The 23,005-nt window shown below is 70.0% G+C and carries 18 protein-coding genes; 12 read left to right on the forward strand and 6 right to left on the reverse strand.

Annotation, left to right across the window (positions count from 1 at the left end; translation table 11 throughout):
- Positions 1–398 precede the first annotated feature (398 nt).
- From EV279_RS08615 to ppk2, 6 genes are all read left to right on the forward strand, one after another.
- Positions 399–5,306 (forward strand): hypothetical protein, encoded by a 4,908-nt coding sequence (locus tag EV279_RS08615; RefSeq protein ID WP_133542599.1) that lies wholly within the window; start codon positions 399–401, stop codon positions 5,304–5,306.
- A gap of 109 nt (positions 5,307–5,415) precedes the next feature.
- Entirely contained in the window at positions 5,416–6,423 is a 1,008-nt protein-coding gene (locus EV279_RS08620; RefSeq protein WP_133542601.1) for a TIGR00341 family protein, read from the forward strand.
- A gap of 186 nt (positions 6,424–6,609) precedes the next feature.
- On the forward strand, positions 6,610–7,767 hold the full coding sequence (locus EV279_RS08625) for an acyl-CoA dehydrogenase (protein ID WP_208109503.1): 1,158 nt from the start codon (positions 6,610–6,612) through the stop codon (positions 7,765–7,767).
- The gene (locus EV279_RS08630; RefSeq protein ID WP_133542603.1) at positions 7,764–9,143 is read left to right on the forward strand and encodes a PIG-L family deacetylase; all 1,380 of its coding nucleotides are present in this window, start codon (positions 7,764–7,766) and stop codon (positions 9,141–9,143) included. Before EV279_RS08625 ends, EV279_RS08630 begins: the two co-directional genes overlap by 4 nt.
- Positions 9,140–9,874, forward strand: coding sequence for a glycosyltransferase (locus tag EV279_RS08635; RefSeq protein ID WP_243728499.1), 735 nt, complete (start codon positions 9,140–9,142; stop codon positions 9,872–9,874). Before EV279_RS08630 ends, EV279_RS08635 begins: the two co-directional genes overlap by 4 nt.
- Before the next feature lie 34 nt (positions 9,875–9,908).
- Positions 9,909–10,709: a polyphosphate kinase 2 gene (ppk2, locus tag EV279_RS08640; RefSeq protein WP_133542605.1), complete on the forward strand. Its 801-nt coding sequence runs from the start codon at positions 9,909–9,911 to the stop codon at positions 10,707–10,709.
- Positions 10,710–10,724: 15 nt separating this feature from the next.
- Here ppk2 and EV279_RS08645 read toward each other — a convergent pair whose 3' ends face one another.
- On the reverse strand, positions 10,725–11,759 hold the full coding sequence (locus EV279_RS08645; RefSeq protein WP_133542607.1) for a zinc-dependent alcohol dehydrogenase: 1,035 nt from the start codon (positions 11,757–11,759) through the stop codon (positions 10,725–10,727).
- A gap of 88 nt (positions 11,760–11,847) precedes the next feature.
- A complete protein-coding gene (locus EV279_RS08650; protein ID WP_133542609.1) occupies positions 11,848–13,818 on the reverse strand; it encodes an AarF/UbiB family protein in 1,971 nt (656 codons plus the stop codon).
- A 182-nt stretch (positions 13,819–14,000) separates the two neighbouring features.
- Between EV279_RS08650 and EV279_RS08655 the strand changes: the two genes are divergently transcribed.
- From EV279_RS08655 to EV279_RS08665, 3 genes are read left to right on the forward strand one after another with little or no spacing between them, the layout of a single operon-like run.
- Positions 14,001–14,726 (forward strand): ABC transporter ATP-binding protein, encoded by a 726-nt coding sequence (locus tag EV279_RS08655; protein ID WP_133542611.1) that lies wholly within the window; start codon positions 14,001–14,003, stop codon positions 14,724–14,726.
- A complete protein-coding gene (locus tag EV279_RS08660) occupies positions 14,723–16,015 on the forward strand; it encodes an ABC transporter permease (RefSeq protein WP_133542613.1) in 1,293 nt (430 codons plus the stop codon). Before EV279_RS08655 ends, EV279_RS08660 begins: the two co-directional genes overlap by 4 nt.
- A gap of 17 nt (positions 16,016–16,032) precedes the next feature.
- The gene (locus tag EV279_RS08665) at positions 16,033–16,650 is read left to right on the forward strand and encodes a TetR/AcrR family transcriptional regulator (RefSeq protein ID WP_133542615.1); all 618 of its coding nucleotides are present in this window, start codon (positions 16,033–16,035) and stop codon (positions 16,648–16,650) included.
- Between the two features lie 84 nt (positions 16,651–16,734).
- On the opposite strand, the gene EV279_RS08670 is transcribed toward EV279_RS08665, so the two are convergent.
- Positions 16,735–17,073: an ATP-dependent DNA ligase gene (locus EV279_RS08670; protein ID WP_133542617.1), complete on the reverse strand. Its 339-nt coding sequence runs from the start codon at positions 17,071–17,073 to the stop codon at positions 16,735–16,737.
- Positions 17,074–17,294: 221 nt separating this feature from the next.
- On the opposite strand from EV279_RS08670, the gene EV279_RS08675 reads away from it, so the two are divergent.
- Entirely contained in the window at positions 17,295–18,794 is a 1,500-nt protein-coding gene (locus EV279_RS08675; protein ID WP_133542619.1) for an alanine/glycine:cation symporter family protein, read from the forward strand.
- Positions 18,795–18,934: 140 nt separating this feature from the next.
- Here the strand turns inward: EV279_RS08675 and EV279_RS08680 are convergent, their stop codons facing one another.
- Positions 18,935–19,408, reverse strand: coding sequence for a hypothetical protein (locus EV279_RS08680; protein WP_133542621.1), 474 nt, complete (start codon positions 19,406–19,408; stop codon positions 18,935–18,937).
- Positions 19,409–19,564: 156 nt separating this feature from the next.
- Here EV279_RS08680 and EV279_RS08685 point away from each other — a divergent pair, with 156 nt between their 5' ends.
- Complete coding sequence (locus EV279_RS08685; RefSeq protein WP_208109504.1) at positions 19,565–20,269, forward strand: hypothetical protein; 705 nt, start codon at positions 19,565–19,567, stop codon at positions 20,267–20,269.
- 93 nt (positions 20,270–20,362) lie between these two features.
- Positions 20,363–20,830: an ATP-binding protein gene (locus EV279_RS08690; RefSeq protein WP_166644490.1), complete on the forward strand. Its 468-nt coding sequence runs from the start codon at positions 20,363–20,365 to the stop codon at positions 20,828–20,830.
- A gap of 7 nt (positions 20,831–20,837) precedes the next feature.
- On the opposite strand, the gene EV279_RS08695 is transcribed toward EV279_RS08690, so the two are convergent.
- Entirely contained in the window at positions 20,838–22,199 is a 1,362-nt protein-coding gene (locus EV279_RS08695) for a threonine/serine exporter family protein (protein WP_133542625.1), read from the reverse strand.
- A gap of 68 nt (positions 22,200–22,267) precedes the next feature.
- Positions 22,268–22,909, reverse strand: coding sequence for a hypothetical protein (locus EV279_RS08700; protein ID WP_133542627.1), 642 nt, complete (start codon positions 22,907–22,909; stop codon positions 22,268–22,270).
- Positions 22,910–23,005 lie beyond the last annotated feature (96 nt).

Consider the following 23,005-nt stretch of genomic DNA (forward strand, 5'->3'; position numbering starts at 1 on the left):
TTAGAAACCGGAAAATCCGCGTAATTCCGCGGAGGTTGTCGTCCAACGTCGCTATGCAAAATGCTCAAAACGTGTTCGAGTCCCTCCAGGGGCGCATGAAACACGACATGCGACATCCCGCACCCTCTTCGTTCGCCCGCACGGCTCGCGAGCGGGGCGACTGTGCTCCCTCCACGAAGGTGCGCCACCGAGCAGCTCCCGTGCTCTCCGCCCGCACGTCGCATTCCCGGGCGGCGCAGAGCGGTCCAGGCGGGCTCAGGCGACATGCCCATCATCGCGAGCGCGGTTCGGGCGGAATCCTTCGATAGCCTCAGCTCGAGTGACTTCGGAGTAGAACCGCGATCGATCTGGGGGTCGGACGTTCGCGCGGCTGGAGGGGTGGGGTCAGCGTGAGCTTGGTGTTTTCCGCGGCTGAGGCGATCAACATCGGAATCGGTCTCGCCGGGGGTGAAGCGGCCGCAACTCTCCAGGAGAGGCTCGCAGATTACGGCTTCCGAAAGCAGTTCGTTGCCGAGCTTCGTGCCATCGATGACGGTGAACTGGAGTCGAAAGCCGCTGTGCGACTGGCCAAGAGCGAAGGATTCCTAGCGTGGCTCGAGGCCGGGGGAACCGGAGCGCTCACCGACCATCTGACCGATGCCGACATCCGCGCGCTCGGCATCGGCGACGAGACCTCGGCGCAGCAAGCGGGGCGGGTCCTGCGTCAGGCCCTCCTGACGTCCGCGATCAAGAGCGCGAGCTGGGTCGAGCGGCAGCAGATCGTCATGGCCACCGACCTGGCCCAGGTCAACGAGGCCCAGCTCGACATCCTTCAGCTTCTCAAGCGCCTCACCATCCAACGGTCCCGACACGTCGCGTTCCTCTCGCACACCGAGTACAGCGAGCTGGTCCGCGATCGCAACGGTGGCATCGGGGACGGCGCGCTGCCCTATCGCCTGCCACCGGACGACGACCCAGGTCACCCGATGCGGCTCTGGGAACGGCTCTCGACCGAGGCGGACCCCGCGCTCCTCCTCAGGGCCCCCGGAGGCGCCGGCAAGACCAGACTCATCTTCGAGGTCGCGTCGATCGCCGACGCGCAGGGGTGGAACGTCCTCCACGTGACCGACGGCGAGCCGGCTGTCACCGCGATGGCGATTCAGGAAGAGGCTCTGGCGACCGGCCTTCCGACGCTCGTCGTCATGGACTATCTCAACCTGCTCCACCTGTTCGTGTCGGACTTGAGGGCAGTGAGGGAGCGGGTGTTCCCGGCCGCCCGTCGCCAGGGCGTTCGCCTCGCCTTCCTTGCAACGGCGCGGCCCGGCTGGCTCGAGAGATACCCGGATCTCGAACCGTTCGAAGCGGTCGACGTGTGCGCTTCGGAGGACTACCAGCGCATCGTCTCGAACGAGATCGCGGCAGCGACCGCACCGCACGCGATGGCCAGTCTGGGCTCGACCGAGCTCTATCGGCTCTGCGGAGAGCGACCGCTCATCTCGCTGTTGATCGCTCGAGAACTCGAGCGCCTGTCTCTGGCCGGCGACGCCGTGGCGACTCCCGGAGTCGCGGGAGGGGATCTTCGTGCGTGGCTTCGCCGGCGGCTGAGCGAGGACGGCTACGCAACGACGGAAAGGCCGCGCCTCGGGGACTTGCAGACGGTATCGCCCAGTCTGACCGTCGCGGCGGGCATCGTCGGCGTCTTGCCGGCGGAGCTGGAGGGTGTCCTCTCGAGTGGCGCGGCAACGTCTGCTTCGTTGGGGAGGCCTGAGCCGCGGCGGTTCGCAACGCGGACGCTCGGTCAACTCGATATCGCCGGATGGGTGTCGCAGTCGGCGACTCCCGTCACGTCCGTGCACGACGTGGTCGTCGATCAGATTCTCGGCGAGGTCTTCGACGTGGACATCAGGAACGGCGATCGCGAGCTCGGCAGCCATGTGCTCGAGGCTGCGTTGACGACACCGCGCGCCCTGGCACGGATGGCCGCAAGCATCGCTCGGCTCATCGCCGATGCGCGCCTGACCTCGCCTCGAGCTCACGACACCCTGTTCGATTACTTCGAGGGCTGGTGCCAGACGCACGCGGACCGCATCCGTCGCACTCTGAGCGAGAGCGAGGATGTCGACGAGGCCTCGTATTCCCTCGGCTCGCTCATGAACACCGAGCCGTGGTCGACCTGGTTCATCGACTCGTGGTCGACGATCGGGCAGCCCTGGTTGGCTGCGATAGGGACTCATCCCGGGGCGCGGCACGCGATCTACATCGCCCTGAGAAGACTCCCGGCGGGGGCGGCGGATTCTCTGATCGACGCGGGGATCGCTTGGCTTCGAGAGAACGGAAAGGACCCTCTGGCGGGTTACGTCGTGGGCCGGCTCCTCACTCGCGAAGATCTGTCCGATCGGGCGCACGCCGAGGAGGCTGCGCTCGACTGGCTGGCCGAGAACTCCACCCTGCTGAGTGCGCAGTTCGTTCTGCACCCTCTGCTCGTCCGCGAGGACCTGCGCCACTTCGAGCGAGTCGAGGCAGCGGCATCCACCTGGCTGAAGCGACACGGCACCTTGCTGAGTGCGTCGTTCACACTTCGCGGTCTGCTCACCCGTGCGGATCTCGCGGATGTCGAGAACGTGGAGCACGCCGCCCTAGAATGGCTCTCCCTACACGGCACCGCTCCTTCGGCGTCCCACGTGCTGGGGGCTCTGCTGGGGCGCGCCGACCTGACTCAGTCCGCCCGCGTGGAGGCATTCACTCTCGACTGGCTGGTCCACCACGGCGATTCCGCAGACGCGTCCCACCTTCTGCGCGCTCTCCTGAGCAGAGCTGCCCCCGACGCCGTCTCGCCTGTCGAGCGCGCCGCGCTCAGCTGGCTCGACAGCAACAGTGCCTCCGACCCTCAGGGCGCCAGCTTCGTGCTTCGAGCGCTCGTCACCAGACCAGATCTCACAGATCCGACGGCGGCCGAGCGCGCGGCCCTCGAGTGGCTCGACACTCATGCCGGTACGGCGGACGCGTCACACATCCTTCCTGCGCTTCTGAGCCGCTCAGACCTCGCAGAGGCCGCACGGGTCGAGCAGGCGGCACTTCAATGGCTTCGCCTGGGCGGCCGAGAGGAACCGGAAGGCGCCAGCTACGTCCTGCGGACGCTCAACGCCCGCACGCGGCTGAAGGACCCGGGAGGTGCCGAGCGCGAGGCGTTGGACTGGCTCACTCGATACGGTGACGCCCCCGATGCGTCACACGTCCTGGTATCGCTGCTCGATCGCGACGACCTCGCTGAGCCTGTACGCGCCGAGGAGGCAGCTCTTGCATTCCTCGAAGCCAACTCCCGCGCCGTGCCGACCTCCGCGAGTTTCGTGCTGCGAAGCCTCCTCACTCGGCCCGATCTCACGCACGCAGGTCTCGCTGAAGCCGCAGCCCTGAGTTGGCTGGCTGACAACACCGCAGTCGAGTCCGAGAAGGCGAGCTTCGTGCTGAAGGCTCTGATCTCCCGGAGCAGCCTCGAGGAGGCCACACGTGCAGAACAGGCTGCGCTGGACTGGCTGGCCACGAACGGTCGCTCCCTTCAGGCGGACTTCGTCCACCGGCCGCTCCTGGCGCGCCGTGATCTCACGCAGGCGCCGCTCGTCGAACAGGCCGCTTTGGATTGGCTGTCGGACCACGGCACCACGTTCAACGCTCGGTTCGTGCTTCAATCGCTCCTGGCTCGGCCAGACCTCGCTCACGGTGCGCTCGTCGAGCAGGCGGCCGTCGAATGGCTGACCGCCAATTCGAAGGCTCCCGAACTGACGTATGTGCTGGAGCCGATGCTGGAGAGACAGGATCTTTCTTCACCGTCGCTCGTGGAGCAGATCGCTCTGGACTGGCTGTCCCGGTATCCGACGGCATTCGACGCGCAATTCGTCTACCGACCGCTTCTGACGCGCGCCGACCTCTCGCAGGTCGCGGTGGTCGAGCAGGGTGCACTCGACTGGCTCGCCGAGCACGGCGACTCGTCGAACGCCCGCTTCGTGCTGCAACCGCTCCTCGCTCGCGCAGACGTCACGCAGGCTGCCCTGATCGAGGAGGCCGCGCTCGCCTGGCTCGGCCACCACGGCACCACAGCTAACGCCCGCTTCGTGCTGCAACCGCTTCTCACGCGCACGCATCTCGATCGGCCTTCGACCGTCGAGGCCTTCGCGCTCGACTGGCTCTCGGATCACGGCACCACACCGAACGCCCGCTTCGTGCTGCAACCCCTCGTCGCTCGGCCCGATCTCGCTCAGGCCGGACTCGTCGAAGAGGCGGCTCTCGAGTGGCTCTCCGATCACGGCACCGAGGTCAGCGCGGAGTACCTCTACCGGCCGCTCTTGTCCCGCGGAAGTCTCTTCCACCCCGCGCGGGTCGAGCAAGCCGCTCTCGCGTGGCTCTCGCAGCATGCCACCGCTGCGAGCGCCCGATTCGTGCTGCCGCCCCTCCTGGCGCGCAGGGACCTCGCGCAGGCCGCGATGGCGGAGCAGGCGGCTCTCGAGTGGCTCTCCGAGCACTCCGCCGACCGTGACGCCCGGTACGTCTATCGTGCCCTGCTCACGCGCGCCGATCTGAGCCATCCTGCGGTCGCCGAACAGGCCGTTGTCGCTTGGCTCGCTTCACACGGCACCATCCCCGAGGCGCAGTTCGTCTACAACGCGTGCCTTCCTCGCACCGATCTCACTCAGGCAGGGGTCATCGAAGCGGCCGCTATCGACTGGCTCTCCCAGAACGGCACGACCTTCAACGCGAGATTCGTGCTGAGCCCGCTGCTTCGGCGCTCCGACCTCGCGCAGGCCCAGCGCGTCGAAGAGGCGGCTCTCGGCTGGTTGGAACGGTACGGCGGCGCATCGAAGGCGAACTTCGTGCTCACGGCGCTGCTCAAACGCCCCGACCTCTCCCGACCGGAGGCTGCCGAGCACCTCGCCCTCGCGTGGCTGGCCCGGTTCGGCGTCGCCGCGGACGCAACGTATGTGCTCGCCCCGCTGCTCGAGCGGGACGATCTGGCTCAGGCGGCCCGCGCCGAAGAGGCTGCCCTCGTGTGGGTCGCCGAGCACTCCACCAGCGCGGTCGCCACTCATGTCCTGGATCCGTTGCTCGCGCGACGTGACCTCGAGCGACCCGCTCTCGCCGAGGTCGCTGCGCTCGAGTGGCTCGCGCAACATGGCACGACGGCCAATGCGAGGTACGTGCTGGTTCCGCTTCTGACGCGCACCGATCTCACTCACCCCGCCCGGGCGGCGCACGCTGCCGAGGAGTGGCTCTCCCTTCATGGCGAGAGAGAAGACGCCGAGCGCGTCCGTCAAGCCCTAGAGGACCGGGCGTAGCGCCAAGTCCGGCCTCGTCTGCGGGACTGTTCCGTTGGGCGCGAAGCCCCGGGGGCCGAGGCTGGGTGTCGGCATCCGCCCGCGATCACCCCTGCGCCATGATGAGCGCATGAACACGCCGTCCTCGCTCGTGCACGTTCTCATCCCGCCGGCTCAGCGGCAGAGCGCCGCCGAGGTGACCGAGGCGCTCGACCTCGGCGCGGGCGACAAGGTCAGCAAGCGCAGCGGCTTTCTGATCATGCTCACTCTCGCGGGGGTCATCGCGATCGCTGGCGTGCTCACCGACTCCACCGCGACGGTGATCGGCGCGATGATCATCGCGCCCCTCGGCACGCCGATCCTCGCGATCGGCCTCGGCATCGTCACGGGGCATCTCAGCCTCGTCGTCCGCGGCATCCTGTGGGTACTCCTCGGGCTCGTCATCGTCGTCGCTCTCGGGCTGCTGTTCTCGCTCTTCGTCGCCACCCCGCAGAGCTTGGAGACCAACTCGCAGGTCGTCGGCCGCACCTCCCCGAGCTTCATGGACCTCATCGCCGCGCTCGCCACGGGCTTCGCGGGCGGCTTCGCGATGTGCCGCCGTGACCTCAGCGCCATCCTCCCGGGAGTGGCGATCGCCATCTCGCTCGTGCCGCCGCTCGGTGTGGTCGGGGTCTGCGCCGGTCAGGGCCTGTGGGGAGACGCGCTGGGCGCGCTGTGGCTGTTCCTCTCGAACGTCCTCGCCCTCATCATCGCGGGAAGCATCGTCTTCACGCTCGCGGGCTACGCGCGCGATCCGGGGTCGTCGCCGGGGGCGAACCGCCGCCGCGCCTATGCCATCGTCACCGGATTGACGCTGATCATCGCGCTTCCCCTCGCGGCCAACTCGGTCGTCTCGATCGCGCTCGCCCGGTGGTCGGTGACGATCCAGGATGCCGTGACGGAATGGGTGGAGCCGGAACCGGGCGCGCGCGTCTATGCCGTCGACTGGTCGGGACTGACCGCGACGGTGGAGGTCGACACCGACGACGGCGACACTCCGCCCGTCGACGAGCTGCGCGAGGCGCTCGCCGACGTCATCCCGTCGTTCGTGGGCGTCGTGCTCGAGGTCGGGCAGGGGGTCGAGCTGACGGTGCAGTGAGCGGGCGTCGAGGATCTCATCGGCCACCCGATCACCCACGGATGTTTGTCAAGGTCGCCGGCCTCGCCTCAACCGCGCTTACGCTCCCAATGAGCCGGATGCCGACGGAAGGGGGACCACGAGCATGATGGGCACGACCGCTCCCGCAGTCGTCGGGCGCTGGCCGGCGGCCGGAGGAGGCACCCTTTGAACGAAGCGGACGCCCGGTCGCTGATCGCGCCGGAGGAACACCGCGAGGAGTGGTGCACGAGAGCGCTGGAAGACGCGGCATCCATTCGCGATTTCGGTCGCGACACCCCCGCCACCATCGAGTGGGCGGTGCGCACCGGTCGATACGCGCCGGTGGCCGGAAGCGGGAACACCCCATCGCTCTGGGACCTCCTCGCCGCGACCGCGCTTCGAGATGTCGCCGCAGCCCGCGTGCTGGAGCCCCACCTCGACGCGCTCGGCATCCTCCGTCAGGCGGAGGCGAGCGTCGGCGCGACCGATGCGGGTCGCGATCCCCTGGATCTCGACACCATCGGCGCTGACGCCGCGTCGTCATGGGGCGTCTTCGCCGCGGAAGGTCGCGGCATGCGCCTGGAGGCACGCGAGACGGCCGGAGGATGGAACCTGACCGGCACGAAGCCGTGGTGCTCCCTCGCGTCGCAGCTGTCGCACGCTCTCGTGACAGCCTTCGTCGGCGAGGAGCGCAGACTGTTCGCCGTGGCGCTTCGTGCGCCGACCGTGCGACCGCACGACGGTCCGTGGGTCGCCCGCGGTCTTCCCGGCATTGTGAGTGCTCCGGTCGACTTCGACGGCGCGCCGGCGGTTCCGATCGGGGAGGCGGGCTGGTACTTGTCGCGTCCCGGGTTCGCCTGGGGAGGCATGTCGGTCGCCGCGTGCTGGTACGGCGGCGCGATCGGAGTCCTCGACGGCCTGCGCACGGCCGCGTCGTCGGAGCGGGCGGACCAGGTCGCGCTCGTGCACCTGGGCCGGGTGGATGCCGCGCTCTGGGCCGCTCGCGCGACCCTCCGGGAGGCGGCCGACGTCGTCGACGGAAGGTCGGGCACACCTGCGAGGCTCGTGGCGGAGCGGGTGCGCTCGGCCGTCGCCGGCGCCGCCGGCGCAGCTCTGGCCGAGTCGGACGCGGCCCTGGGCCCCGGGCCGCTCGTGTCGGACGACGCGCACGCGCGGCGGGTCGCCGATCTGCACCTCTACCTGCGGCAGCACCACGGCCTCCGCGACGCGGCCCGGCTCGGGCGGATGCTGGTCGAGCACGGAGCGCTCCGCGACGAGAGGGCGGTGGTCGAGCCCGAGGCATCCGCCGGCATCGGGAAGGCCGACCGCGAGGCGCGCCGATGACCGGATTCAGCCACCTCGAGGCCGGAACATCCGAGGCGCTGTGGCGTGCGGAGCTGTCGCGGCGACGGCTCCGACCTCTCGACACCTCCTTCGACGTGCTCATCGTCGTCGCCGCGCACCCCGATGACGAGACTCTGGGAGCGAGCGGGTTGATGCGGCGCGCGGCGCGGTCGGGGGGCCGTGTCATCGTCGCCGTGGCGAGCGACGGCGAGGCCTCGCATCCGGGCTCTCCGACCCACGATGCTGCCGCGCTCGCTCGCCGGCGGCGGGAGGAGGTGCGCAGAGCGGTTGCTCACGTCGCTCCGGACGCCGAGGTGCTGTTCTTCGGGCTCCCCGACGGCCGGCTGGCGAGCGCGAAGGCTTCGCTCGCGAATCACCTGACGGCGATGTTCGACCGTGTGCGAGCCACCAGTGCGCGGCGGGTGCTCGTGGCTGCACCGTGGGCGCAGGACCGCCACGGTGACCATCGCGCCGTCGCCGAGACCTCCGGCGACGTCGCCGGGCGTCGCCGATTCCGCTACGTCGAGTATCCGATCTGGGCCTGGCACTGGGGCGTGCCGGATGACCTGCCGTGGGAGCGCATGGTCGCGCTGGCACTCACCGACGAGGAGCAGCGGGCCAAGCGCCATGCGCTCGCCGTGCACAGCTCGCAGACGGAGCCGCTCTCGGATCAGCCGGGGGACGAGCCACTGCTCCACGAGGGCATGCAGGCGCACTTCCACCGTCCTGTCGAGCTCTTCGTCGAAGCCGAGGTCGCGCAGGCGAGAGGACAGAGCCTGGATGCCGCGTGGTTCGACGACTTCTACCGCCGCAACGGCGCCGACCCGTGGGGGTTCGAGACGCGCTGGTACGAGGAGCGCAAGCGGGCCCTCCTGCTGGCGGCGCTTCCGACCGCCGAGCTCGGCGACGTCTTGGAGATCGGCTGCGCGTCGGGACTGCTCACGCGCGACCTCAGCCGGCGCGCTCGGCATGTGCTGGCGATGGATGCCGCGACCACCGCCGTCGAGACGGCAAGGCGCCGGCTCGGCGGCGAGACCAGGGTGACGGTGCGGCAGGGGAGCGTGCCGGCGGACTGGCCGACGGGGCGGTTCGACACCATCGTCTTCTCGGAGGTCGGCTACTACCTCGCGCCGGACGATCTGCGCCGGACGCTCGCGCTGATCGAGGCATCCCTCTCGGCGGACGGATGCGTCGTCGCCTGCCACTGGCGCCATCCCGTCGCCGCGTATCCGCAGACGGGCGACGACGTCCACGACGCGCTGCGTGCCGTCGCCGCGTGGGAGGTCGTCGCCTCGCACGTGGAGCGGGACTTCATCCTCGACGTGTTCACGCGCCGGCCTGCGCGATCCGTCGCTGAGCGGGAGGGTCTGCTGTGAGCCGGGAGCCGGCCGCTGCGATGGCCGTCGTCGTTCCGGTCCGCGACGAGGAGGCGCTGCTCGCGGCATCCCTCTTCGCCCTCGCCGATGCCGTAGAGGTGGCCGCCCGGGCCGGTATCCGGACGGAAGTGCGGGTCGTGCTCGACCGGTGCAGCGACTCCTCGGAGGACGTCGCACGGGCCTTCCCGTTCCCTGTTCTCTTCTCGGGCGAGGGGCGGGTGGGTGCCGCCCGCGCGCTCGGAGTGGCCGACGCTCTCGACTCGCTCCGCGGCGTTCCACGCTCCCGGGTCTGGATCACGAACACGGACGCCGATTCCCGCGTGCCGCGCAACTGGCTGACCCACTTCCGCGAGATCTCCCGTCGCGCCGACGTGTGCCTCGGAACCGTGCGCCCCGAATTCGCCGATCTGACGCCGCAGCAGCGCTCCATCTGGCTGCGCACGCACATCCGCGGTCGGCCGGCCGGCAATGTCCACGGTGCGAACCTCGGCCTCAGCGCCGCCCACTATGTCGCCGTCGGAGGCTTCGCGCCGCTCGGCGAGCACGAGGACGTCGACCTCGTCGCCCGGTGCCGCAACGCCGGCGCCCTCGTCGCGGTGAGCGACGAGGCGGAGGTGATCACATCGGGACGCACCACGGGTCGCACGCCCGGCGGGTACTCCGGGTTCCTCCGGCGCCAGCGAGCCGACCTCGAGGAGCTCGGGTCGCGCGGATCCTCCGTCGATCCGTAGCGGCGCCGCAGCCCGCGCGCGTACTGTCGCGGTCATGGACCAGCCGCGCCTTGCCAAGAAGCCCTACGAACGCGAACTCCACCGGCTCCAGGCGGAGCTGGTCGACATGCAGGGCTGGGTGCAGGCGTCGGGTGCGCGGATCGTGGTGATCTTCGAGGGACGGGATGCCGCGGGCAAAGGCTCGACGATCAAACGCGTCGCCGAGTACCTCAACCCCAGGGTGACGCGGATCGTCGCCCTTCCCGCCCCCACCGAGCGCGAGAGGGGTCAGTGGTACTTCCAGCGGTACGTCCCCCACCTCCCCGCCGCGGGGGAGATCGTGCTCATGGACCGGTCCTGGTACAACCGCGCCGGCGTCGAGCACGTCATGGGCTACTGCACCAACGTCGAGTACCACCGGTTCCTGCATCAGGCGCCGATCTTCGAGCGGCTGCTCGTGGAGGACGGCATCATTCTGCTGAAGTACTGGTTCAGCGTCTCGCCGGACGAGCAGGAGAGGCGGTTCCGCTCGCGCGCGCAAGACCCGATGCGTCGCTGGAAGCTGAGTCCGAACGACGTGCTGTCGATCACGCGGTGGGAGGACTATTCGCGCGCGAAGGACACGATGTTCGTGCACACAGACATCCCGGAAGCCCCGTGGTTCGAGGTCCCGTCCGTCGACAAGCGGCGCAGCCGGATCAACATGATCACGCACCTGCTGTCGAGGATCCCGTACGGAGAGGTCGAGCCGGAACCCGTCGAGATCCCGACCCGGCCCGAGTCGCGCGGCTACGAGCGACCGCCTCGGAATCTCGAGAACTACGTGCCGGACGCCGCCGCCGGCCTGGAGGGCTGACGGCGGCGCGCTCGCTCACGCCTCGACGACGTCCGCCGTCTCGTAGGTGAAGACGAGCCGCGCGGGAACCGTGCCGGCGAGGACCTCCTCCACCGAGGCGTTCACCTCCTCCAGCTCACGCGTCTCGGTGACGACGCGCGTGCGGCCGGCGGCGTGGAGGGCGAAGACCTCGACGAGGTCCTGACGCGTCCCGACGATGGAGCCGATGACGCTGATGCCCTTGAGCACCGTGTCGAAGATCGGAAGTGTGATCGTCCCGTCCGCGGGAAGGGAGACCAGCACGAGCCGGCCGCCGCGGTTCAGGGATTCGAACGCCTGGTCGAAGACCGACGGCGCGACCGCGAGCACGATCGCCGCGTCCGCTCCGCCGAGCGACCGGATCGCCTCGACGGGGTCGCCCTTCGAGGCATCCACCACGTGATCGGCGCCGAGCTCGGACGCGAGCGCCAGCTTCTCGGCGCTGATGTCCACCGCGATGACGATCGCGCCCACGAGGCGCGCGTACTGCACCGCGAGGTGCCCGAGGCCGCCGATGCCGAAGACGGCGACCGTCTCTCCCGGCGTGATGTGCGCGTTCTTGATCGCGGCGTACGTCGTCACGCCGGCGCAGGTCAGGGGAGCGGCGTCGAGCGGGGTCACCCCATCGGGCACCGGGACGGCGAATCGCGCGTCGGCGAGCATGTACTCGGCGTACCCGCCGTCCACGCCGTAGCCGTTGTTGTACTGCTGCTCGCACAGGTTCTCGCGCCCGTCGACGCAGAAGCGGCACTCCCCGCAGGCGTGCCCGAGCCACGGCATGGCGACCCGCTGCCCGACCGTGCGACTGGTGACGCCGTCACCGAGCTGCTCGATGATCCCCACCCCTTCGTGGCCCGGCACGAGCGGGAGCCCGGGCTTGACCGGCCAGTCGCCGCGCATCGCGTGGATGTCGGTGTGACAGAGTCCGCAGGCTTCGAGCCTGACGAGGACCTGCCCGGGACCCGGCACGGGGATCGCGCGCTCCTCGACCTGTGCTGCTGCTCCGAAGGACGGGACGACCGCTGCCCTCATTTTCTGCTCCTCATCTGGATGACTGTGCGCTCAGTCTTTCCGCCGGATGAGGCTGGATGCAGGACGTTGGTCCCGCGAGGCGGGGGCCCTACCAGGGTTCTCCCCGGCCCCGCAGGGACCGACTGAGACTCTGCAGGAGCAGCAGGAGACCGCCGAGACCGAGCACCGCCCCGAGGAAGGAGAACGCCGGAACGGTCTCGGTGAGCATCGGACCCGAATCGCTCACGCTCAGCAGGACGCCGGCGATCACGAGGGTGATGCCGACCGTCGTGATCGTCACGCGGGAGACGAGGCTGTCCACCCACGACCGCTCGGGCGCGCTCTCGAACAGGCGCATGCGAAGCGAGAAGGTGCCCTCGTCGAGCGCGCGCGAGATGCTCTCGACGCGGCGGCCGATCCGGCGGGCGCTCTCGACGAAGATGACCGCCTGCGTCTGCGCGCTGATCGCCGCCTCCTTGAGAGACACGGCGCGGAGGGCGACCGACGGCGCGAGGGAGAGCCCGCGGGCGGTGAGGTCGTAGTCGGGCTGCAGGAGCCGGAGCGTGCCGTCGAGGGAGCCGAGGGTGCGGAAGACGAGCAGCAGGGGAGGGGGGATCGCGAGGCGGTGGTGCCGCAGTGCGTCCACGAGCAGCCGGAAGAGGTTGTCGTTGGTCGGGCTGTTGCGCACGCGGGTGATGACCCTCCCGATGTCGCGCTGCAGCGCCGCCTTGTCGAGCGATTCGCCGTGCGCGCACATCAGCAGCACGAGGTCGGTGGCCGCGGCATCCTCTTCATTCGAGATGGCGAGGAGGAGCGGGACGAGCAGGCGGCGGAGGCTCTTCTCGACGATGCCGACCGCACCGAAGTCGATCAGCGTGACCGGTCGCGGCTCCCCGTCCGGCCCTGGCGCGCCGAGGATGAGATTCCCCGGATGCAGGTCGGCGTGGAAGACCCCGCGGAGGAGGACCTGGTCGAGGACGGCGGAGACGATCCGATCGGCGATCTCGGACGGGTCCTCCTTGTCCAGTGCGAGGGACGAGACGTGGCTGAAGGCGGTGCCCTTCACGCGTTCCTGCACCAGCATCCGCTGCGTCGAGTACTCCGGGTAGCCGCGCGGGATGCGCAGCGCCGCGCGTGAGCCGGACGGGTCGCGGAGCATCTCGGCGTTGTGGAGCTCGTTGAGGTAGTCGAGCTCCTCGTAGAGTCCGCGCGCGAAGGTCTCGACGAGGGCCGAGGCGCCGTACTCCTTCGCCCAGCTCGTGCGCCGTTCGAGGTCGGCGGCGAGGCGGCGGAGGATGTCGAGGTCGGTCGTCACCTGCCGGCGGGCCCGCGGGCGCTGGATCTTCACGACGACCGAGGAGCCGTCGCGCAGCGTCGCCGCGTGCACCTGCGCGACGGAGGCCGCCGCGAGCGGTTCCTGGTCGATCTCGCGGAACACCTCCGAGATCGGCACTCGAAGCTCGGCGCGGATGGCGGCCTCCGCTTCGGCCCAGGGGATCGGCGTCGACTCCATCTGCAGGGTCGAGAGCGCCTCCACGACGTCGCGGGGGAGGATGTCGTCTCGCGTGGAGAGCACCTGCCCGAGCTTGACGAACGTCACTCCCGCGTCGTTCATGGCGGAGACCAGCCGTGCCGGGAGGTCCCGGGCCGCCGTGCGAGGTGCGCCGAAGATCGCGAGGCCGTGCCGTGAGGCGATCGACAGGATCTGGGCGTAGCGGCGGGCGCGGTCGCGCCGGCGGAAGGCCTCCCGCACGGACGTCACGGGGTTGCGACGGGGATGCGTCGGCCACGCGAACTCGAGCGTCACGACGCACACGACGACAGCGGCGAACAGCCAGCCGAGGGTCAGGGCCAGGAACGACAGGGCGATCGGCGTGTCTGCGACGAGTCGATCGCCGCTGAGCACTCCGGCGGCGCGCAGGGCCCACGCCGCCATCGGCAGGGCGGCCAGGAAGACGACGAGCGCCGTGATGCCCGTGCGCACCCATCCGACCGAGCGGTCGAGGAGGCGGCGCGACGCCCAGGCGGCCAGCCCGGCGAATCCGAGCGCGAACAATGCGAAGACGAGCCAATACGGCATGGCTGGATTCTTTCAGTCGAGAGAGCCGGATGAGCACGTTCGACGGATTCCGTATCGACTCCGCGCGTCGATGCGGCCGCATCAGCGCTGCCCGCCCCGCGGCATCCCATCGACTCCGTAGTGAATTTTCAGGAACTGAGGTATAAAATGCAGTAACTGCAAGTTAGCCGGAAAGGATCGCCATGACCTCCTCTGTCCCCCTCGTCCTGCGCGCGGAGGAGGTGACCCGCGTGTACGGCCGCGGCGATGCCGCCTTCCATGCGCTGCGCGGCGTCACCCTCGACGTGCGGCGCGGCGAGTCGCTCGCCATCGTCGGCAAGTCCGGCTCGGGCAAGTCGACCCTCATGCACCTGCTCGCCCTGCTCGATCGCCCGACGACGGGACGGATCGAGATCGAGGGAAGGGATGCCGCGCGCCTGCGCGAGCGCGAGCTGAACCTGCTGCGCAACGCCACGTTCGGCTTCGTCTTCCAGCAGTTCTTCCTCACCGCCGGGCAGACCGTGCTCGACAACGTCAGCCTCCCCCTCGTCATCGCCGGAGTCGCGCCCCGCGAGCGCCGGCGCCGCACGATGGAGGCGCTCGACGCGCTGGGACTCGCCGACAAGGCGCGCAACCGCGCCGGTGACCTCTCCGGCGGGCAGAAGCAGCGCGTCGTCATAGCCCGGGCGCTCGTCAACGAGCCGCAGGTCATCTTCGCCGACGAGCCGACGGGCAACCTCGACTCGGCCACGGGGGCGCAGGTCGAAGACATCCTCTTCCGCCTGCAGCGCGAGCGCGGCATCACCCTCGTCGTCGTGACGCACGACGCTCAGCTCGCGGCGCGGTGCGATCGCGCCGTGACGATCGCCGACGGACTGATCGCCGTCGGCTCCGCATCCGAGGCCGCGACGGCGGGAAGAATCCGATGAAGACCGCAGACATCGTCCGCAATGCGGCGCGCAACTCCTTCCGCAGCAAGCTGCGCACGACCCTCACGGTACTGAGCCTCTTCGTAGGAGCCTTCACCCTGACCCTCACGACGGCGCTGGGTGCGGGCGTCAACGACTACGTCGAGCGTCAGGTCGCCTCGCTGAGCTCGGGCGACGTGCTCCTCGTCTCGCCGGCGGCCTCGGTCGACACAGGCGAGGGACCGGCCGAATACGATCCCGACGGTCGGCAGCAGTCCGGACAGGCGAACCCCCTCGGCTCGAGCACCCTGCTCAACGAGGAGGACATCGAGGCGATCGAGGGGATCTCCGGCGTCGACCGGGTCGAAGCGGTCAGTCAGATCGCCGTGGACTGGATCGAGGCGTCCGACGGCGCGCGCTACGAGCTGACGGTCAACCCGACGTCGTCGATCGGGCAGAGCGACCTGATCGCGGGGCGTCAGCTCGATCAGGAGTCGAGCACCCCCGAGCTCGTCCTCCCCGAGGACTATGTGGACACTCTCGGGTTCTCGGACGCCGAGGATGCCGTGGGCGCCTCGGTGACACTCGGCTACACCGACGGAGCGGGGCAGGAGAAGGAGGTGGATGCCGAGGTGGTCGGCGTCGCCCGGGAGAGCCTCTTCGCCTCGGGCGCCGGCGCGAACAGCGAGCTCGTGCAGCAGGTGGCCGACGCCCAGGCGATCCCCGGGCAGCCGCAGGGGTGGCCGATCGCCGTCGCGTACCTCTCCGGCTCCGGCTCGGACGGGGCGGTGACGGAGGCCGACATCTCAGCCGTGAAGGCCGACCTCGCCGGCGACGACCTCGCGGGCCAGACGGTGGAGGACCAGCTCGGCGTCGTGCAGACGGTCATCAACGGGATCATCGGAGTGCTCAGCGCCTTCGCGATCGTCGCCCTCATCGCCGCGTCGTTCGGCATCGTGAACACCCTCCTCATGAGCGTGCAGGAGCGCACCCGAGAGATCGGCCTGATGAAGGCGATGGGGATGTCCAACGGGCGCGTCTTCGCGCTGTTCTCGTTCGAGGCGATCATCATCGGCCTGCTCGGCGCGGCGATCGGCGCGCTCGCAGCGATCGGGGTCGGCTCGGCCATCGCCGGGGTCGCGGCCTCATCGGTCCTCTCCGGCCTGCCGGGACTGCAGATCCTGCTGTTCCAACCGGGGAACGTCATCGCCGTCATCCTCGTCGTGACGCTCATCGCGTTCCTGTCCGGTGTGCTGCCGGCGCGCCGCGCGGCGCGACAGGACCCGATCGAGTCGCTACGGTACGAGTGACCCGAGGAGCGCAGATCATGTCGACCAGTCCGCCGCGCCGCCGCGACGCGATCGAGAAGTCGGCCGCGATCGAGCGGGCCGCCGTCGATCTCGTGCTCGAGCACGGATACGACGCCGTGACGGTCGACATGATCTGCGCCCGCGCCGGTGTGAGCCAGCGCACCTTCTTCAACCACTTCCGGACGAAGGATGCCGCGCTCGTCGGAGCCGATGCCCCCAGCCTCGATGAGCGGGCGGCCCGTGCCTTCATCGTCTCCACGGGCCCCCTACTTCTCGAGGCCGCGCAGCTCATCCGCATCGACCCCGGCGCGATGGCCGCCGACCCGGATCTCCTCGCGCGCCGCATCCGTGCCGTCGGGACGAACCCGGTCCTCATGGCCCGGCAGATGGATCGCCTCGCCGAGCTCGAGCACGAGCTGGCCGACATCATCCACCTGCGCCTTCGGACGCAGCATCCGGACGAACCCGACGAGGACCTCGTCGAGGAGGCCGAGATCATCACGCACATCCTCGCGGGAGTCATGCGGTACATCGCTCAATCGTGGGCGAAGCAGGTCGAGCGTGGCGACGCTCCCGCGATCGACCCGTCCACGATCGGGGACGCGCTCCAGCGAGCGCTTCGCCGACTCGCCTGAGCCCTTTCCGCCTCGGAAAGTGCGCATCGCCCGGGGGCGATCCGGATCAGCAGCGGCGCCCGGCCTCCCCCGGTGCGTCCCGCGTCAGCCGACGAGCGATTCCTCGTGGTCCGGATGGGTCTGGGGCATCGCCGGTTCCGGAACCAGGTACAGCCCGGACGGCGAGTTCGCCGTGATGGCCAGCGCCTCGATCCAGGCGGGGTTCAGCCGAGGCTGCCTGCCACCGTAGAACTTGTAGACGAGCGCGCATTGCGGGTGCATCCAGACCGTCGTGCGACCGTTACCGATGCTGGCGTCATCGCGCCACGAGAAGAAGAAGGATTCTCCTCGGCGGAGCTTGCTGCCGATCACCAGCTGCAGGTGCGCGAGGGCCCTGTCTTCGAAGTCGACCTTGATCGACGCTTCGTACGTGAACTTGCCCATGGGAGGACCTTCCGATCCTGGGCGGGTGAGCGGGATCCCCGGGTTCCGATCCGGCCACGAGGTGATCCCGACGACTCGCTCGACGGGGGTCAGTGGCGAGGCTGGCCGGTCGGCACTGCGAGCCGACTACCTTCGAGGCTACTCCGCTGTCCGGATCCCACAACCGGCTGCGCGGATCGGCGAAGCTCGCGCCAGGGTCCCGTCTTGGCCATACTGACCGGATGGATGCCGTGAACGAGTGGCTGCTGACGTGGGGCGACAATCTGTGGACATGGGTCGTCCTGCCGGTCGTCGTGGTGCTGGGGATCTACTTCACGATCCGGTCCGGGGTGGTCCAGTTCCGGCTCATTCCCGAGATGTTCCGGACCCTGACCGACAAGACGCCGCAGACGGCCGACGGCCGGCCGCAGTCGGTGTCGGCGTTCCAGGCGTTCACCATCTCGGCCGCCTCCCGCGTGGGCGTCGGCAACATCGCGGGCGTGGGCACGGCGATCGCCGTCGGCGGGCCGGGCGCCGTGTTCTGGATGTGGGTCATGGCCTTCATCGGCGGCGCGTCCAGCTTCATCGAGTCCTCCCTCGCGCAGCTGTTCAAGGTGCGCGACAGAGACAGCTTCCGCGGTGGCCCCGCCTACTACATGCAGAGGGGACTGAAGGCCCGGTGGCTCGGCGTGTGGTTCGCCGTCATCCTCATCGTCTGCTTCCCCTTCGCGTTCAGCTCGCTGCAGGCGAACACGATCTCCGCGACGGTGACAGCGAGCGTGGGCGGCGAGGTGCCCTGGCTTCCGTGGCTGGTGGGGGTCGTGATCGCTCTCCTCACCGGCCTCGTCGTGTTCGGCGGCGTCCGTCGCATCGCCTCGGTGACGCAGTTCCTGGTCCCGATCATGGCGCTGGCCTACCTCCTCATCGGCATCATCGTCGTGGCGCTGCACGTCGACAGGATCGGGCCGGTGTTCGCCGAGATCTTCACCTCGGCGTGGGGGTTCAACGAGGTCGTGGGCGCCGCGTTCGGCTACATCGTCCTCACGGGGGTCAAGCGCGGGATGTTCTCCAACGAGGCGGGGCTCGGCTCGGCGCCGAACGCCGGCGCGAGCGCCGCGGTGACCCACCCGGCGAAGCAGGGCCTCGTCCAGACGCTCGGCGTCTACTTCGACACATTCCTCGTCTGCACCATCACGGCGTTCATCATCCTCGTGTCGGTGCCCGATCTGGCGGGGGCTGCGCGAGGGATCGGACTGACTCAGAGCGCCCTCGTCGGCACCCTGGGGGAGTGGTCCAACATCGCGCTGAGCGTCATCATCTTCCTGCTCGCCTTCTCCTCGATCCTCGGCAACTACTACTACGGGGAGTCGAACATCGAGTTCATCACCCCGCGGCCCGCGGTGCTCACCGTCTACCGCATCGTGGTCGTCGTCGCCGTGCTCGGCGGCTCCGTGGTCGGCGCCGATCTCGTCTGGAACTTCGCCGACGGGGTGATGGGGCTCATGGCCCTGACGAACCTGATCGCGATCGGCCTGCTCTCCGGCATCGCGTTCCGGCTGCTGCGGAACTACACCCAGCAGCGTCGTGAGGGGCGCGATCCCGTCTTCACGCGGGATCTGCTGCCCGACGTGACGGGCATCGAGTGCTGGGAGGACGAGCTCACGGTCACCGGACCGATCGACGTCGCCGTCCGGTCGCGCCAGGCCGAGAAGCACCGGGATCACCTGCATCATCAGGAGTGATCCGATCGTCCGCCCGTTCGTCCGGACGCGCCGGCGCTCATAGGGAACCAGCGCGAAGGCTCTCAGCGCCGTCGACGCGCGCCGCCGACGTCCTCGCGCCGCGCAGCCACTGACGTCGTAGTGGCGCCAGCCTCGTGCGGTCAGCCCGCGGCTCTCGTCGAGGAGCCCGCCGTCGCCGCGGCCGGTGCCGGTGCGGCACCGAAGGGCGCGAGAAGGCCGAGGAGGACCATCGTCAGACCGGCTTCGAGGAGCCCCGCGCCGAAGTACACCGCCTGCAGGAAGCTGAAGGGGATGAAGATCATCTGCACGAAGATCCAGATGAGGGCGGCGAACGCCGCAGCCGCCGCGACGATGAGGTTGCCGGGGACGCGGCGCAGCACCGCCACGAAGGCGGCGATGTGGATCCCCCCGAGCACGAGCGCCAGCGCGAGCCCGGGTACGAGGTAGCTCGCGAACGGAGAGCCTTCGAGATACTCGGGCGGGGGACTGAGGACGGTCGCCATCGCGGGACTGACCGACGCGAGGACGAGGACGATGCCGCCCGCGACCGCGGTTGCCGCGACGAACCCCTGGACGACCAGGAGGGTGCGTCGTGCGAGTGTGCTGATGTCCATGACGCCAGTCTCGTCCTCCCGTTCATGCCCGGGCAGGGTCGAAGGTCCCTCGGGCGAGAGGTGCGGCCGGAAACGATGCCCCGACTTCCCGCCGGGACTTTGGGCCCGTCGCGCGGCCGCCCAAGGGGGTGGACTGGAGCGGACGGGGAGGTCGGGATGGTTCCGAGCGAGCGAGGGGCGGGCGACGAGGGCGCCACTCGTGCGGCGGTCGACGTAGGGCAAGCGGGTCTGCCGCGCTGGCTCCTCCTCGTGGGGACGGGGGAGGCCGTCGGCTTCGCTGTCCCGGCGACCGTGGGGGCCCTGGTGGCCGACTCGGGAGCCGCCGTCCTCCTGCTGCTCGCGGCGGGCTTCGTCGAGGGCGTCGTCCTCGGGGGAGCGCAGTACCTGGCCATGCGCAGGGAGCTGCCGGCGCTGCGGGGAGCGCTGTTCTGCATGCTCACGGGCGCCGCCGCCGTCTTCGCGTACGTGTGCGGGCTGCTTCCGTCGTCGACGGCGCAGGTGTGGATGACGTGGCCGATCGTGCTGCGGTTCGCTGCCCTGGCGGTGCTGGTCGTGGCGATCCTCGGGTCGATCGGGGGAGCGCAATGGTTCGAGCTGCGCCGCCATCTGGCCGGCGCCGGATGGTGGATCGTCGGAACAGCGCTCGCGTGGCTCGTCGGTCTCGGCGTCTTCTTCGCGATCGCGCCGCCTCTCTGGCACGAGGGCCAGGCGACGATCGCGGCCGTCGGGATCGGCATCGCCGCCGGGATCGCGATGGCCGTCGCCATGGCCACGGTGACCGGGATCACCTTCCGGATCCTTCTCCGGCGCACGCGCTCCGCCGCAGCGCGGCGGGATGCGCCGAGGCTCGTGGCGACCTGACCGCGACGCTCTCGAGCGTGCGAGGATTCCGCTGAGTCCCGATCGGTGTGCGGGGCGGTCGCGATCATCTCCTGATGCTGCAGGGAGGCCGTGGTGACGACAGTCGTCCTGCTGTGCGGCGTCGCGGGCGCGGGCAAGACGACGTACGCCCGCGCGCTCGAGGCGGACGGCTACGTGCGGGTCTCCTACGACGAGGAGATGTGGATGCTCGGCTACGACAGCATCCACGTGACACCCGAGGCGCTCGGCGAGGCGGACCGGCGCGTGCGTAACCGGCTTCGCGCAGCCATCGCCTCCGGGACGCCCGTCGTGCTGGATGCCTCCCTCTCGACCCGCGCGGTGCGAGACGAGCTGCGCGCCTTCGTCCGCGACGCAGGGGGCGAGCCGGTCCTCGTCGTGGTTGACGCACCGCTGGAGGCGCTCGTCGACCGGGTGGGGCGCCGGAGAGGAAGCACCGGCCCGAACGCCCTCCACCTGGACGAGTCCGCGCTGCGGCGCTATCACGCCGCGTTCGAGTTTCCCGCCGACGACGAGCCGCACACGCGCGTCGAGACCGGCTGAGGCCCGCTCAGAGCGCGGGCCGCCGCATCCGGTTGGAGAGGCTCGATCCCGCCAGCACGCCGAGCGCGATCGCGACCATCGTGGACAGCGTCGCGATGAGCGACGAGGTCCCCGCCGAGTCGCCGCCCAGGACGTCGGCGACGCTCACGAGCCCGAGAGCACCCGGCACGAGGAGCGCGAAGGCCGGCGTGAAGCTGACCAGAGCCGCAGGGCCCGACGGCTGCCGCGCGACGAGCGCCGTGATCGGTGTCACGACGAGAGCTCCGACGAAGGCGGAGAGCACACCCCCGACCACGAGGTCGGCGAGGACCTGCGCCGCGTACGCCATGTAGACCACGAGGAGGATCCACCCGAGCGCACGCCGCGGCGCCGACCGGTGCACCGAGATCGCAACGCCGAACACGGCGACCGCGATCCATGGAGCGATCGGGCCGAGCAGCTGGGCCTCGTGATGGAAGTCGAACGAGGGGACGCCGACCAGGGCCCCTGCCGTCACGATGCCGGCGCCCAGGAGGATGAGCTGCATGCCGCCGGCGGCCGCCCGCCCGGCGCCGGAGATCATGTGACCCATCGACAGCTCGAGGACGGCGGTCGTCAGCAGCACTCCCGGCAGCAGCACCACCAGCGGCGCGAGCAGGGCCGCCAGGATGCCGGGGCCCCAGCCCGCGCGGAGGAGCGCGAACACGACGACGGCGACCAGGAAGGCGATCGCCACCGTGAGGAGAGCGCCGTAGCGCCGCGGCACCCGCTCACTGACGAGGAGGGCCGCGCCGACGACGAGACCGAGCGCGGCCGACAGCGCTGCGCCCCTCCAGGAGGCGCCGAGCAGCACGGACAGCGCTCCGCTGAGGAGGGCGTACCCCAGCACGCGCAGCACGGGGCCGTATGCCGGGGCGATCTGGCGGATGCGCTCGATGCGCTCGACCGTCGAGCGAGGGTCGAGCAGTCCCGTGCGCGCCGCGTCCGCGGTCCGCTGCAGCTCGTCGACCTGCGAGAGCAGGAGCTGGCCGCCGGATCCCGCGACCGCACCCGTCTGATGCTGTCCTCCGCCGCGCGCCGAGATCAGCACCGCGTTGGGGAACACGAGGATCTCGCTCTCGGGCAGCCCGTTGACGCGGGCGATGTCGCTCAGCACGTCCTGGACCGTCTCGACGGTGTACCCGGCCTGGATCATCGCGCTGCCGACGGCCTCCGCCGCCGCCAGCGACGCGGCCGCATCGGGCTGGTTCGCGGGGGCGACCGGCGTCTCCCCCGTGACGAGGGCGGCGCGGGCGCTCACGGCGATGTCTCGTTCGGCGCGGCGGCGCAGCGCGATGAGGACGATCGACCCGGCCAGCAGGACGGCGACGGCGATCAGTGGCGAGATCATCGGAGGTTCTCCCTAGGCGGTCGTGTGCATTCTCACACGGCGCCGCGAGCCTCCCCGCCCCTTGCGCGTCAGCGCGATCGACGGCTCCGCGCCGGAGGCGACGGGAACATCGGCGGGAAGGACCGCCGGATCTCCGTCAGGGAACGATGCCAATAGACGTAGAGCAGCACCAGCGTGATCGCGAACGACACCACCGCGAGCGGCCATGCCACCGCGCCGCCCCAGCCGGACGCCAGCAATCCGACGCATCCTCCGGCGACGACCGCCGTCACGATGCCCACGATGCCCTGCGTCTGCACGGTGAGGTGCAGCAGCCGGAAGCGCGGTCGCGCCCGATGCATGCCGGTCCCGATGCTCCGATACAGCGCCCCCTCGTCGTCGCTGACCGGCAGCACGAGATAGGGCTGCACGCCGGGTTCCGTCTCCGCGAAGAAGTGCCGGATGCGGTTCATCCCCATGAGGTAGACGTTGAGCTCGCGCTGCACCTCCACGACGCGGACGAAGGTCGCGATCCCCAGGAAGAGGGTGAGCGCCAGGACGATGACCGCGACCGCCGTGAAGGTCGCGGAATCCATGCCGCCCTGGGATGCGAATCCGAAAGCCACACCGGCGGCGGAGACCACCCCGAGGAAGAGGCTCGTCCTCGTCAGCGACGCCGACCACGCCGCCGTGACGGCCGACATCAGCACGGTGTACTCCGTGGTCAGCACGTCGCGCGCATGACCGTCGGCGATCAGGGGGCGGGGGGACGCGGGGGGTGATGAGCCCGATCCGGAGATGCCGGCAGGGGCGGTGGAAGCTGGATC

The sequence above is a fragment of the Microbacterium sp. BK668 genome (assembly GCF_004362195.1).
Classification (GTDB): Bacteria; Actinomycetota; Actinomycetes; order Actinomycetales; family Microbacteriaceae; genus Microbacterium.

Excerpts from the sequence above, each read along its gene's own strand:
- EV279_RS08660 (WP_133542613.1), top strand. The coding sequence starts at position 14,723 with ATGAAGACCGCAGACATCGTCCGCAATGCGGCGCGCAACTCCTTCCGC.
- EV279_RS08650 (WP_133542609.1), bottom strand. The coding sequence starts at position 13,818 with ATGCCGTATTGGCTCGTCTTCGCATTGTTCGCGCTCGGATTCGCCGGG.
- EV279_RS08695 (WP_133542625.1), bottom strand. The coding sequence starts at position 22,199 with ATGATCTCGCCACTGATCGCCGTCGCCGTCCTGCTGGCCGGGTCGATC.
- EV279_RS08655 (WP_133542611.1), top strand. The coding sequence starts at position 14,001 with ATGACCTCCTCTGTCCCCCTCGTCCTGCGCGCGGAGGAGGTGACCCGC.
- EV279_RS08685 (WP_208109504.1), top strand. The coding sequence starts at position 19,565 with ATGGTTCCGAGCGAGCGAGGGGCGGGCGACGAGGGCGCCACTCGTGCG.
- EV279_RS08675 (WP_133542619.1), top strand. The coding sequence starts at position 17,295 with ATGGATGCCGTGAACGAGTGGCTGCTGACGTGGGGCGACAATCTGTGG.
- ppk2 (WP_133542605.1), top strand. The coding sequence starts at position 9,909 with ATGGACCAGCCGCGCCTTGCCAAGAAGCCCTACGAACGCGAACTCCAC.
- EV279_RS08630 (WP_133542603.1), top strand. The coding sequence starts at position 7,764 with ATGACCGGATTCAGCCACCTCGAGGCCGGAACATCCGAGGCGCTGTGG.
- EV279_RS08680 (WP_133542621.1), bottom strand. The coding sequence starts at position 19,408 with ATGGACATCAGCACACTCGCACGACGCACCCTCCTGGTCGTCCAGGGG.
- EV279_RS08620 (WP_133542601.1), top strand. The coding sequence starts at position 5,416 with ATGAACACGCCGTCCTCGCTCGTGCACGTTCTCATCCCGCCGGCTCAG.
- EV279_RS08645 (WP_133542607.1), bottom strand. The coding sequence starts at position 11,759 with ATGAGGGCAGCGGTCGTCCCGTCCTTCGGAGCAGCAGCACAGGTCGAG.
- EV279_RS08670 (WP_133542617.1), bottom strand. The coding sequence starts at position 17,073 with ATGGGCAAGTTCACGTACGAAGCGTCGATCAAGGTCGACTTCGAAGAC.
- EV279_RS08665 (WP_133542615.1), top strand. The coding sequence starts at position 16,033 with ATGTCGACCAGTCCGCCGCGCCGCCGCGACGCGATCGAGAAGTCGGCC.